14 protein-coding genes are annotated in these 12272 nt (G+C 40.1%); 9 read left to right on the forward strand and 5 right to left on the reverse strand.

Annotated elements, in window-relative coordinates:
• Window positions 1–200: 200 nt before the first annotated feature.
• Complete coding sequence (locus tag HWQ38_RS39350) at window positions 201–692, reverse strand: hypothetical protein (RefSeq protein WP_292805704.1); 492 nt, start codon at window positions 690–692, stop codon at window positions 201–203.
• Window positions 693–982: 290 nt separating this feature from the next.
• Window positions 983–1150 carry a hypothetical protein gene (locus HWQ38_RS39355; RefSeq protein ID WP_292805707.1) on the reverse strand — a complete coding sequence of 56 codons (168 nt, stop codon included), beginning with the start codon at window positions 1148–1150 and terminating at the stop codon, window positions 983–985.
• A 344-nt stretch (window positions 1151–1494) separates the two neighbouring features.
• Here HWQ38_RS39355 and HWQ38_RS39360 point away from each other — a divergent pair, with 344 nt between their 5' ends.
• The 3 genes from HWQ38_RS39360 to HWQ38_RS39370 all read left to right on the forward strand — a co-directional run bounded on the left by HWQ38_RS39360 (window position 1495) and on the right by HWQ38_RS39370 (window position 4867).
• Window positions 1495–2343 (forward strand): prohibitin family protein, encoded by an 849-nt coding sequence (locus tag HWQ38_RS39360; RefSeq protein ID WP_292805710.1) that lies wholly within the window; start codon window positions 1495–1497, stop codon window positions 2341–2343.
• Between the two features lie 106 nt (window positions 2344–2449).
• Window positions 2450–2866, forward strand: a complete 417-nt coding sequence (locus tag HWQ38_RS39365) for a DUF1824 family protein (protein ID WP_292805713.1) — start codon at window positions 2450–2452, stop codon at window positions 2864–2866.
• A 72-nt stretch (window positions 2867–2938) separates the two neighbouring features.
• The gene (locus tag HWQ38_RS39370; protein WP_292805715.1) at window positions 2939–4867 is read left to right on the forward strand and encodes an ABC-F family ATP-binding cassette domain-containing protein; all 1929 of its coding nucleotides are present in this window, start codon (window positions 2939–2941) and stop codon (window positions 4865–4867) included.
• A 67-nt stretch (window positions 4868–4934) separates the two neighbouring features.
• Here HWQ38_RS39370 and HWQ38_RS39375 read toward each other — a convergent pair whose 3' ends face one another.
• Window positions 4935–5183 (reverse strand): hypothetical protein, encoded by a 249-nt coding sequence (locus HWQ38_RS39375; protein WP_292805718.1) that lies wholly within the window; start codon window positions 5181–5183, stop codon window positions 4935–4937.
• Between the two features lie 168 nt (window positions 5184–5351).
• Here HWQ38_RS39375 and HWQ38_RS39380 point away from each other — a divergent pair, with 168 nt between their 5' ends.
• From HWQ38_RS39380 to HWQ38_RS39405, 6 genes are all read left to right on the forward strand, one after another.
• Window positions 5352–6662 carry an NB-ARC domain-containing protein gene (locus tag HWQ38_RS39380; RefSeq protein WP_292805721.1) on the forward strand — a complete coding sequence of 437 codons (1311 nt, stop codon included), beginning with the start codon at window positions 5352–5354 and terminating at the stop codon, window positions 6660–6662.
• Between the two features lie 123 nt (window positions 6663–6785).
• Window positions 6786–6929, forward strand: a complete 144-nt coding sequence (locus HWQ38_RS39385; RefSeq protein WP_292805724.1) for a hypothetical protein — start codon at window positions 6786–6788, stop codon at window positions 6927–6929.
• A 558-nt stretch (window positions 6930–7487) separates the two neighbouring features.
• Entirely contained in the window at window positions 7488–7883 is a 396-nt protein-coding gene (locus tag HWQ38_RS39390; RefSeq protein WP_292805727.1) for a hypothetical protein, read from the forward strand.
• A gap of 521 nt (window positions 7884–8404) precedes the next feature.
• The gene (locus HWQ38_RS39395; RefSeq protein ID WP_292805730.1) at window positions 8405–9151 is read left to right on the forward strand and encodes an ATP-binding cassette domain-containing protein; all 747 of its coding nucleotides are present in this window, start codon (window positions 8405–8407) and stop codon (window positions 9149–9151) included.
• An 8-nt stretch (window positions 9152–9159) separates the two neighbouring features.
• Window positions 9160–9792, forward strand: a complete 633-nt coding sequence (locus tag HWQ38_RS39400; RefSeq protein WP_292805733.1) for an ABC transporter permease — start codon at window positions 9160–9162, stop codon at window positions 9790–9792.
• Complete coding sequence (locus HWQ38_RS39405; protein ID WP_292805736.1) at window positions 9792–10694, forward strand: glycine betaine ABC transporter substrate-binding protein; 903 nt, start codon at window positions 9792–9794, stop codon at window positions 10692–10694. Before HWQ38_RS39400 ends, HWQ38_RS39405 begins: the two co-directional genes overlap by 1 nt.
• Window positions 10695–10723: 29 nt before the next feature.
• On the opposite strand, the gene HWQ38_RS39410 is transcribed toward HWQ38_RS39405, so the two are convergent.
• Window positions 10724–11353, reverse strand: a complete 630-nt coding sequence (locus HWQ38_RS39410) for a Uma2 family endonuclease (protein WP_292805807.1) — start codon at window positions 11351–11353, stop codon at window positions 10724–10726.
• 92 nt (window positions 11354–11445) lie between these two features.
• Window positions 11446–12177, reverse strand: coding sequence for a phytochelatin synthase family protein (locus HWQ38_RS39415; protein ID WP_292805739.1), 732 nt, complete (start codon window positions 12175–12177; stop codon window positions 11446–11448).
• Window positions 12178–12272: the final 95 nt, after the last annotated feature.

Raw genomic sequence — 12272 nt, forward strand, 5'->3', positions numbered from 1 at the left:
TTAATTACACTTATAAATGAGTGAATCATTTTATGGTAGCAATTTGCCCGATAAATCTCAAGTTTTAAAAGTCACAAATATAAATACAAAAGTCGTAGACATGGTATTAATTAACCCATAAGATATATGTAGCAAAAAGACGCAAAGAATTTCTTTACGTCTTGGGCGTGAGATTTAGAAGTAGATACTTCTCCATCTACTTAAAATTGCTCCCGCCAGCACCAGGTTAAAAGTGTGCCACCAGCCACCAGCTTAACTACTTCTAGTAGCCAATAACCGCCGTGTAGTAAATTCATTGTGGATGGAATAGCAGCAGCAGCTTCAAATAGGTTGAGTTGAACTGCTATAGCGCACATCTGCGGAGTTAAGAAATAGGTGTCAAGCATCGCTATAGTTAGCAGCAGCACGGATAAAACAATACTGCCAATCCGCAAGTGATATTGGGTTTTGCTCAAAGCTAGTGCCCCAGTCAATACTACAGCAGCAGAGAATAATTCCATCCGATTGAAGTTCCAAAAAATCATATAGCCTGCTGTCGTAAAACCAGATTGGCTGATCATTCCAGACAGATAAAGACTAGGCATGATTACCCAGTCTAAAACTAGACTAGCACTGATCCAAAAGCCCAAAGTCAATATGATCGCGGTTTGCCAAATTGGCCGTTTGAATTCCAGGTTAGAAATAGCAGTCATATAAATAATTGCATATGTTGTATTTCTTAGTGTCTAACTTAACCAGCAGTTTGACAAGAAATATCAACTAACCTTTACAAAGCGATCGCTTGTGAATATCTCACTTTTGTAAAAAGCTTTGTAAAACCTCACCCCAGCCCTTTCCGTGGGTTCGGAGAGGGAGCAAGAATCTTGTTTTTCATCTGGTATATTTGCTTTCACTAAGATGCTTCCAAGCGATCGCTCTTAATTCTGAACTCAATCCCAAGATTTTTTCAACTTAGTTAAGAAATATTAAGATATTTGGAAAATTAATTTAAATAATCCTCCAAGTGAACAGTGAAAAAGTACAGCTTAAAGACAATTTGTTTGCTTTGAGAATTGGTCAATAGCGATCGCAAAATTATTTGCCATGTGTCTTCTGCGCCTCTGTGGTTAGTTATTCCGTAGACTTGTGCGTAAGTCTTACTGTATTCCATGCAATTGAGAACCGTTATAGTAGGGGCACAGCAATGCTCATACGTGTCAACTTAACGTAAAAGCCATGTCCCGCAAGGAACTGAAGTTCCTTGCTAATAGCGAAAGTCATCTAAAGATGACTAAATAATCTGAAAAGTCTTTAGTCTACTTCAGTAGACTTAGGGTATTAGCCCTGAAATTTATTTCTGGGCGGGACTGGAAGTCAACAGGCGATTTCTAGCTGAAGTTGACACCAATGAGCAATGCTGTGCCCCTACTGAGTTACTTCAGTCAAAGCAAAACGCCTCGTTACCGCTAACACCACTCGTTACTCAGCACTGATCACCCAGATGGAGAGAAGAATTTGAAAAATCAGCAATTGGGAAATTGGCAAACCACAGTTTTAGGAATTGTATTAGCAATACTACTGATTATCGGACTAAATTCCTATATCATTATTAATCCTGGACAAGCAGGAGTGATCAGCATCTTAGGTAAAGCTAGAGATGGCGCTTTATTAGAAGGTATTCACGTAAAACCGGCTTTTATTACAGTGATAGATGTGTATGATTTGACAGTGCAAAAGTTTGAAGTACCCGCAGAGAGTTCTACCAAGGATCTGCAAAATTTATCTGCGAGATTTGCGATTAACTTTCGCCTCGACCCGATAAAGGTAGTTGAAGTTAGAAGGAAACAAGGAACCTTAGAAAATATTGTATCAAAAATCATTGCACCTCAGACACAAGAAGCATTTAAAATTGCCGCAGCCAGAAGAACAGTAGAAGAAGCAATTACTAAAAGAAGCGAATTGAAAGAAGACTTTGATCATGCATTAGGCGATCGCTTAGACAAATATGGGATAATTGTGTTAGATACTAGCGTAGTTGACTTAGCGTTCTCACCAGAATTTGCCAAAGCAGTGGAAGAAAAACAAATTGCTGAACAGAGGGCGCAAAGAGCCGTTTATGTAGCACGGGAAGCTGAACAAGAAGCACAAGCAGATGTGAATCGCGCCAAAGGTAAGGCAGAATCTCAAAGACTCTTAGCAGAGACACTCAAAGCCCAAGGAGGACAGTTGGTTCTCCAAAAAGAAGCAATTGAAGCTTGGAAGAGTGGCGGCGCTCAGATGCCAAAAGTCCTTGTTATGGGTGGTGACTCCAAAAGCGGCGTCCCCTTTATGTTCAACCTTGGAAATGTCCAAAATCAACCTTAAAGCCGAGCGAAGTCGAGGCTTTGATTCGAGTCCAGAATACTTAGGAAGTTAGGCTAATCCTAACTCAAACACAACAGAAAAACTAACAAGATAATAAACGAAGTTTATGTCAACCCCCAATCATCAGAATCTCACCGCCGAAGAAGCGAAAAAATTACTGAATAAATTCAACTGTCTAGACATTGCGCCTGTCCTGAAGCCATCAGAAAAATCTATAATTCGTAGTGCCTTAATTTTGCTCACCAACCTTGCTGATTACCAAATTTTAGGAATTTGTGCTGATACAGCAGAAGAAGGAATACTGGCGATGAAGACCTATTCTCTGGCTTTGGGTTATGAACCACCAAACAATTTACTTACACCGGAAGGGCCAGTTTATATCAAATTAAATGGTAAAAATGGCTTGTGTTATCTCGATTCTTATGCTGGACATCATCGTGGTGTATTAGTATCTTGTCAGTCTAATGACGAAGGGGGAATCAACGAGATGTATGGACATTTACCCTTGGATTTATTTGTATAGAATTCGGCAAATGTAGGTAGGGTATGTGCCTTGCCTACTCACTAATGAAAAATAACTAATGACGTAAATCTTATGAGTATTATTACGCTACAATCGGTAAAAAAAGACTTTGGCATCAAGGAAATTTTAAAAGATGCTAGTTTTAGCGTCGATGCTAGCGATAAAGTTGGTTTAATTGGTACTAATGGTTCTGGTAAATCAACCATATTAAAAATGATCGCTGGTCTAGAATCGATAGATAGTGGTCAAATTTTAATCAACTCTGGTTCTAAAATTATCTACTTACCGCAGCAGCCAGATTTAGATGAAAATCACACAGTTCTAGAGCAAGTTTTTGCTGACAGTGGCGAACACATGGCTTTAGTACGTGAGTATGAAGAACTGTCAGATAAATTGGTTCATTATCCAGATGATAGCCAACTGATGTCTCGCCTTTCTGTGGTGATGCAACGGATGGATACAAGTGGTGCTTGGGAACTAGAAACTAATGCCAAAATCATTCTCACAAAATTAGGAATTTCTGACTTTGATGCCAAAATAAGTACTTTATCGGGAGGTTATCGCAAACGCATTGCTTTAGCATCAGCGTTGCTATCAGAACCAGATGTTTTGCTCATGGATGAGCCGACAAACCATCTTGATGCTCTTTCTGTAGAATGGTTACAAAGTTATTTGAATCGCTATCGCGGGGCGCTTTTTCTGATTACCCACGATCGCTACTTTTTGGATCGCGTTACCAATCGGATCATTGAAATTGACCGAGGCGACATTTACACTTATACAGGCAACTATTCATATTACCTGGAAAAGAAAGCGTTAGCTGAAGAATCTGCTGTAAGTAGTCAACGTAAACATCAAGGTTTATTGCGGCGCGAGTTGGAATGGCTCAAAAAAGGCCCGAAAGCCAGAAGTACTAAGCAAAAAGCTAGAATTGACCGCGCTCATGCTTTGCGGGATACTGAATTTAAACAAGTTCAGGGTAAAGTTGATATTTCTACAGTTGGTCGGCGCATTGGCAAAAAAGTTATTGAATTAAATCAAATTTCTAAAGCCTACGATGGACGTACCCTGATTAATAATTTTACCTACGAATTTGGCCGAGAAGACCGCATTGGCATCATCGGTGCTAATGGTGCTGGTAAATCCACTTTAATGGATATGATTACTGGGCGGGTTAAGCCAGATTCAGGCATTGCAGAAATTGGTACTACAATTCATATCGGTTATTTTGACCAGCATTCTGAAGAATTGCTCACAAAAATGAACGAAAATCAGCGCGTGATTGACTACATCAAAGAAGAAGGGGAATTTGTCAAAATTACTGATGGTACTCAAATTACTGCTTCTCAAATGTTGGAGCGGTTTCTGTTTCCTGGTAATCAGCAGTATGCGCCAATTAGTAAACTTTCTGGTGGAGAAAAAAGACGTTTATTTCTGTTGCGGGTTCTGATGGGTGCGCCAAATGTGTTGATTTTAGATGAACCGACAAATGATTTAGATGTACAGACATTGGCAATATTAGAGGATTATTTAGAAGATTTTGCCGGGTGTGTAATTGTAGTTTCTCACGATCGCTACTTTCTTGATCGCACCATCGATACAGTATTTTCCTTTGAAGAAGGCGGTAATCTCCGGCAATATCCAGGTAATTACTCAGTTTATCTCGACTTTAAGAAGGCTGAAGAAGCACAGCAACAAGCTGCTAATGCTAAGGAGAAGCCCAAAAATATCGAAGTCCAAAATGTTACGTCTTCGCCCAAAAATGTAGAGAATACAAAGCGGCGGCGGTTATCCAACTGGGAAAAAAAAGAATTTCAGCAGTTGGAAGGTAAAATTGCCCAGTTAGAAGCTGAGAAAGCAGAAACCGAGAAAACACTAGCGAATGTTTCATCGGGGAATTATAGCCAAGTCCAAAAACTCTATAATCATGTGGAAAAGCTCAAGCAAGCGATCGATATGGCGACTGAACGCTGGTTAGAATTGGCAGAGATGGAGTCTTAATAAGTAGGGTGCGTTGCGCTTTGCGACAACGCACCATTTGAATATCTATTGCGGTGGTTACGGCGTTCTACCTAATACACCCTACCACTTTATCTTTTACTTTTGAGCTTTGGAGAATCGTTTTTCTCCTTTTATCCTGCAAGCTACGAATTTTAACCAGTACTGGAATATATTGTTGAATCATCCACGTTAACGTCTCAAGGGTTGAGTTACCTTGGTCAATCCGGCTTTTAGCTTGTAAACCAATTAAAAATAATTGCATTGCCAGTAATAAAGCAATAGTTTTACCAAGAATATTTTGACGCTTGCCTTGCATTTGTTTGTACCCCAAAGAGTTGATAGATACAGCTTCTCTTTGGGGTTGTCTCTCTAAGCAAATACCCTAATCTTGCTGAAAATGCCTTAGAATCTGGATTACATAAGTTTGGGGTGGTAGTTCCGATTTGGGGTAGCCCTAAACTTCTTACTCAATTTTTTAAATGCAATGCCGCGACAAACTTATGGACTTGAACCTAAAAAGCGAGTCAAGCGTCTGCTAGAGGCGTTGCTTTGTTTTGCTGATGAAGAATTTGAGGACAGTAATTTTAAAATTGAGTACGACTGGAAAGAAGAAGACAGCGCTAACCCCAAGCTGACTGTGCAGACTACGTTAGTCACATTGGAGTTGATGACCCAAAAAGACAAATATCTTGGTAAGTTAACTAAAGCGCAAATTCGAGAAGCGCTGAATTTGCTGAAGGATTTTTTGAAGATTCTGGAAGATAACCGTATTCAAACTCAAGGTTCTGAAGACTGGCGTTTTACTTTAAAGCTATGGTCAAAGGATAGAGAAAAGAACCTGAAACGGTTTGATGAGGCATGGGAAAAGAATAGACCAAAGAAATCAAAAGAATTAGCAGATAATCTTACCAAAGATGAAGGTGTTACAGTTACAGCCCAAATTAAACTTGCACTGTTGCAAGCACCACCCTTACCCCAACACTTTGTAGAACGCCCAGAATACAGCAACGATTTAAAAACTCGCCTCCTCACAGAGTCATCAAGTAATCGCACTTTGGTAATTACTGCGATTCACGGCTTGGGTTCTGTGGGCAAATCAACTTTAGCGATGGCTTTAGCCCATGATGCCTCGGTACAATCTCGTTTTTGTGATGGCATTCTTTGGGCAACTTTAGGTCAAGACCCCAATGTGCTTTCTTTAATTAGTGGCTGGGTGCAAGCACTAGGAGACTATAGCTTTAAACCTACGAGTGTAGAAGCAACTTCTTGCCATCTTCGGACTCTGCTTTATGACAAAGCTGTGTTGCTGGTGGTGGATGATGCGTGGGATACAAAACATGCACAAGCGTTTAATGTTGGTGGTGTGCATTGTCAAGTTTTAGTAACTACTCGTGAAGGAGCGATCGCTGACGCATTACGAGCCAGCACCTACAGTCTGGATATAATGACAGCATCCCAAGCAATGGAATTGCTGACAAACAAGTTAGGACGGGAGATTACAGGTAAAGAATATGAGTCAGCAGAAAATTTAGCTAAAGGCGTTGGTTATCTCCCCCTAGCATTGGAACTTGCAGCAGCAGAAATTGCAGATGGTACAACTTGGACAGTGTTGTTACGAAATGTTGAACTTTTTCCCCTTTGGCAAGATACACTTCATGAGCTATCTCTTCGGACTCGCCCTAACTTGCTAGGTGATATAGAGGCATTAATTTTGGTTATCTTTGCATTAAGTGGTGAAGCAGCAACGGCAGAAATTGCCCGTGCTATTGTGGATGTGGCGCGATGGTGGAAGTAATTCGTAATTCGTAATTTAAGAGAGTTAGATTTAATTTGAGTTTACAGACTTGCATCTGTAGCCTGATTTTGGTCAATTGGTATAAGGGAATGCAGGGATGCAGTATTTATAGTTTTAAGCAAAGTGCGATCCTATACTTTTGCAGCGACTCAACCGAGTTCTCTAACAACAGCACAGGAACACGAGGTATCGCATTTACAAACTCTCTCTGGTGTCGATGAGTGTCCGATCGCAATTAGTCATAAAATCATCAGAGAAATTGTCTAGACTGTCGATGTGCGATCGCAGCAATTGGATTTGCCTAACTGACGATTAGTGCGATCGCTCTTCTATAAACTGCGATGCCTAAGTTGGGCTTTACCTACGCAGCGATATCTACCAAGAAATCGTTTTGCGTTTACGCACTCCCCAACAAACGGGAGCGGTATCACAACTTACGGGAGCCGTATCACAGCTTACGGGAGCCGTATCACAACTTATGGGAGCGGTATCACACCTTACGGGAGGTGTATCACAACTTATGGGAATGGTTTCTTAACTTATGGAAAGCGTTTTTTCACAACTTATGGGAGCGGTATCAGAACTTAGGGGAACAGTATCACAACTTAGGGGAACGCTTTCTCAACTTACAGGAACAGTCTCACTTAAAGTTTTTATCAATCTTAGACAATTATCTTTATAAAGACTAACATTTAGTAATTAAATTCCGAAAATTTACTGCTATCACTTAAAAAGTTTATTATAAACAATTGCGCGTTCTACTGAACCGGAATGCACTTTAATTGAGGCAAGCTAGCTGTAGATGCATCTTAAAGGAGTAAATTTATGTCTCGTAAAAAACGTACATCCCGCGTTTTAGAAAAAGCGCAGTTAAGATCAGCTGGACTCAAATCGATTGTTCCAAACATCAAATATGATGAAGATTATAGTCTGGAAAAACTGATTGAGTCAACTGATCAGTTACGTAACAAAATTGATGTTTATAATACGGCTCTGTCTGTGGTTGACTCTTCTAAAGCTGAAATTGAACAAATGGAAAAAAACTTGAGTCAGCTTTCTGAGAAGATGCTGATGGTGGTTGCGATCAAATACGGCAAAGACAGCCGTGAATATGAAATGGCGGGTGGTGTTCGCAGTAGCGATCGCATCCGCAAAATCAGGTCGAGCCGCTTGAAAAATGTTGCTGAACAAGCATTAGATGAAAATGCTAAAACTGCATAGTAGAGTGTGTTAAGCCAAAAGCTAACGCACCGTTTTTATGATCTATTGCGGTGCGTTATGGCATGAGCCTAACGCACCCTACATATACTGGCACAGTGCTAACATATAGGACTAGTATTTGATTTTTGAAATGCACGTAGTAGACCCTCTAGGCTAAAATAGTGGATTAAACGTAGGTTGGGGAGCCACTGCGTTGCACGGGTTCCCCGCGTTGTAGCAAGTGGCGTTGGAGCGGAGCGCAACCCAACTGATTATCAGGATGTTGGGTTATGCAAAGCCTCCACCCAACCTACAATTTTTTGCAACTAGTTTAATATTTAACTTTACAGCTATTTTCAGGTAAATAGACCACGCGGTAGGGGCACAGCAATGCTGTGCCCCTACGACAGATGTGGTTAAAATACATGAAAACTGCTTTAAGTACGTGGGCAATCTACAAAATCTGAATAGAGCAAAGCAGGCGTTAGCATAATAACAAAATCAGCAAATAATGTAATATATGCCTATATTAAAAGTCACCTATGCTGCAAAATAACCAAACTGCCGTCGAATTCCGCGATGTCACCTTTAGCCGCAATCATCGCCCTTTGGTGTCAAATCTGAATTTTGCCATCCGCCAAGGAGAAGCACTCGTATTACTTGGACGTAGTGGAAGCGGCAAAACTACAACAATGAAGTTAATTAATCGCCTATTCACACCCACACAAGGCGAAGTTTTATTTGAGGGGATTCCGACAACTCAGTGGGATCAAATTAAACTGCGGCGAAAAATTGGTTATGTCATTCAAGAAATTGGTTTATTTCCTCATTTCACTGTAGAACGCAATGTGGGTTTAGTGCCGGCTTTGGAAGGTTGGCAACCAAAACAAATTAAAATACGGGTTTATGAATTGTTGCAATTGGTGGGTTTAGAACCAGCAAAATTTGCCCAGCGTTACCCGCACGAACTTTCGGGAGGACAAAGGCAAAGAGTCGGCGTAGCCAGGGCTTTAGCGGCAGATCCGCCAGTGTTGTTGATGGATGAACCCTTTGGCGCACTCGATCCGATTACGCGGCTGGAACTGCAACAAGAGTTTCGGCATTTGCAGCAGGAATTAGGCAAGACAGCTGTTTTTGTCACCCACGATATTCAAGAAGCTTTTATTTTGGCATCGAGAATTGGTTTAATGTATGACGGAGAATTGGTAGTATTGGGGACAACAGATGAATTTATGCGATCGCAACACCCAGAAAGCCTTGCCTTTCTCCAATGTCTGCGTTCCTTGTAAAACACTTTATGAAAAATTTCTTTCTCGTTAAGTATGCCCCAGAAATTCTTCAGCATACTCTAGAACACCTGTTTTTGGTAGGAATTGCAATTGGAATTGCCATACTGATAGGCATTCCATTAGGTATTTTGATTACACGTAAAACTTATCTTCGCCAACCAATTCTCGGCATAGCGAATATTCTCCAAACTATTCCTAGTTTGGCACTGTTTGGCTTACTCATTCCTGTTCCCATAATTGGCGGAATTGGTGCAGTACCAGCAATTGTTGCTCTGATTGTATATTCTTTGCTGCCGATAATTCGTAACACTTACACAGGTATTACAGGCGTAGACCCAGCGATTCGGGAAGCTGGGAGAGGGATGGGAATGACAGATAGACAATTGTTATTACAAGTTGAGATTCCCTTGGCAATGGGAGTAATTTTGGCGGGAGTGCGAGTCGCAACAGTAATTGCCATTGGTATTGCAACTATTGCCGCCGCAATTGGTGCTGGTGGTTTGGGAGTGTTTATTTTTCGTGGGATATCAGTTGTGAATGATCAGTTAATTTTAGCTGGTGCAGTTCCGGCGGCGGGAATTGCATTACTGGCTGACTTTGCAATTGGCTGGTTGGAGAATAAATTCAAAATTCAAAATTAATGAAAATATTTTTAACACTTTGCTTTTTAACCTTTAACTTGTTATTGGTAATCACTAGCTGCACGCCGAATTTAAATAGTAGCAGCACTGCTAATATTATCGTTGCTTCCAAAGATTTTACTGAACAAGATATTTTAGGTGAACTGTTAGCACAGCAAATCGAGGCCACAACTAATTTAAAAGTAGATCGTCGTCTCCATCTGGGTGGTTCTTTCGTTTGTCATAGTGCAATTACTGCTGGAAAAATTGATGCTTATATTGAGTATACAGGTACAGCTTTTACTGGAATTTTAAAACAAAAAGCAGTTAACAATCCCCAAGAAGTTTATGAAAAGTTAAAACAAGCATACTCCAAACAATTCAATCTGGAAGTCATGCCAAGCTTAGGTTTTGAAAATACTTTTGCGATGATTGTCCGAGGTGAAGATGCCAGACGCTACAATATACAAACTCTCTCCGAAGCTACTCAATATACACCACAATGGCGCGGTGGTTTCGGCTACGAATTTTTAGAACGAGAAGATGGTTTTCCCGGATTAGCTAAAACTTATGGTTTACGTTTTGCCAAATCACCCCAAATCATGGACTTGGGTTTAATATATCGTGCTTTGATTCAAAAACAGGTGGATATGGTAGCGGGTAATTCTACTGACGGACAGATTTCTCGCTTGGGTTTAGTTGTACTAAAAGATGATAAACACTATTTTCCACCTTATGAAACTGTGCCAATTGTCCGACAAGAAATATTAAAAAAATATCCCGAATTAAGAAAAGCGATCGCACAACTTGCCGGCAAGATTTCGGCAGATGAAATGCGACAGTTAAACTATTTAGTTGAGGGAGAATTACGTGATATTAAAGATGTTGTCCAGGAGTTTCGGAAATCTAAGGGATTAAAATAATTCGTAATTAAGCGTTACCGTAACGCACCCTACTGTTGTCCATGTAAAAAGTTCTTTAACCACCTAATGATTTCACTTGTTGTTTGCTCATTAGCCATTTGGAGACATTGCTGCACAATTTCTCTGACGTTAGTAAAATAGCTGCTTTCTGTAAGGACATAACTTTCTGCTTGCAATCGATAAATTAATAACTGATGACTTTTTAATATCCAGACTTCTGGCACTCGATAAGGCAAGAAATCATTAATGTCGGTGTAGCTTGTCACATCTATTTCAATTGCTAAATCTGGTGGTGGATCTGACTCCCAATCAATTCTTTTTTTGCCTACTACTGCTCTCCAATTTTCAATGTAAAAGCAATAGTCTGGTTCAATACCACTAATTTCTGGCAAGCTCATGGTGATCGGCGTAAATGAGTCATATTTTTGCTCTAAATGATCCAGCAAAACCTTAGCAATATCTGCCAGCAAGCTTGCATCTCTTCCATGCTCTGCTAGTGGTGCCATCAGTAAAATTTCCCCTCTTCGATATTTAATCCGAGGCGAGGAGCGATCGCCTAGTTGCTGACTCAATACTTGATAGTCTTTCCACCCTCCCAAAAGCTTCAACACCGCGCCAGGTGGCAACTCTATTCTTTTTGGTGTAATTACGGTATCCATATTAGCTGCCATTTTAAATATTCCCGATCGCATTGTTTACATGGAGGATGGGCGATCGCAGGATTCATGAATTCAATCAACAGATTCTTATATCAAAGGCTTTTGCTGACAAATACAAAGCCACGGCTTTTATTTGATACGGAATCATTTGTGAGCATTGCTTTCCATAAATCTGCTGTTTTTACCCAAACTGGTGGATATTTGTAACGAGAAACATCCAGAATTAAAAACCTATCTGTTTGCTCATTATATGCTGCTAAAGGAGAAATATGTCCACCTTTGTCTTGACCTATTTCTTTGCGTAAATAGTTTACTAAAACGAAGTTTTGCGGTTGTTTTAAATTTTCTGCCGCTTGTTTGCGGAACTCCTCTAAACTAGTGTCGGCAGCGTGGTAAACATTAACTTTAACGCCATAGCTGGCTAGGAATTGCCCTAACTGGTCTAAAGTCATACCTTGACGAGATACAACTTCAGGAGTTAGCACTTTTTTTGTATTATCATTACTAAAAAAGTTTTCTTGAGTAAATATTCGATATGGCTTGTACTGCGGTACTTCTGGTGCTGGAATTTTTAGACTATTCAGTACCATAACTATACTAGCAACACCACAATATGCCTGATTATTTTGAGTGGTGAATTGCATACTCAGCGGAAAAAAGTCTTCATTTGACTTACTCTCAACTAATAATTTTTCACCTTCAGGGGTATTAAAACCTACTAAGTTAGAGGGCAGGGGTAATGTTTGAGAGAGAACGCTGCCGCTAGAGATGCATAATCCAATAGTTAAAGCTTTGAAAAATGTTTTACTGATTTTTCGTAACATAGCATTTATAAGTGCTGTAAAATTTTCAAATCAGATCATATCAAGAATCTCACATCAAGATGCTAAACAAGTATAAAATTTTAGGAGAAATGGGA

This window comes from Nostoc sp. NMS7 (genome assembly GCF_017115085.1).
Lineage (GTDB): Bacteria > Cyanobacteriota > Cyanobacteriia > Cyanobacteriales > Nostocaceae > Nostoc.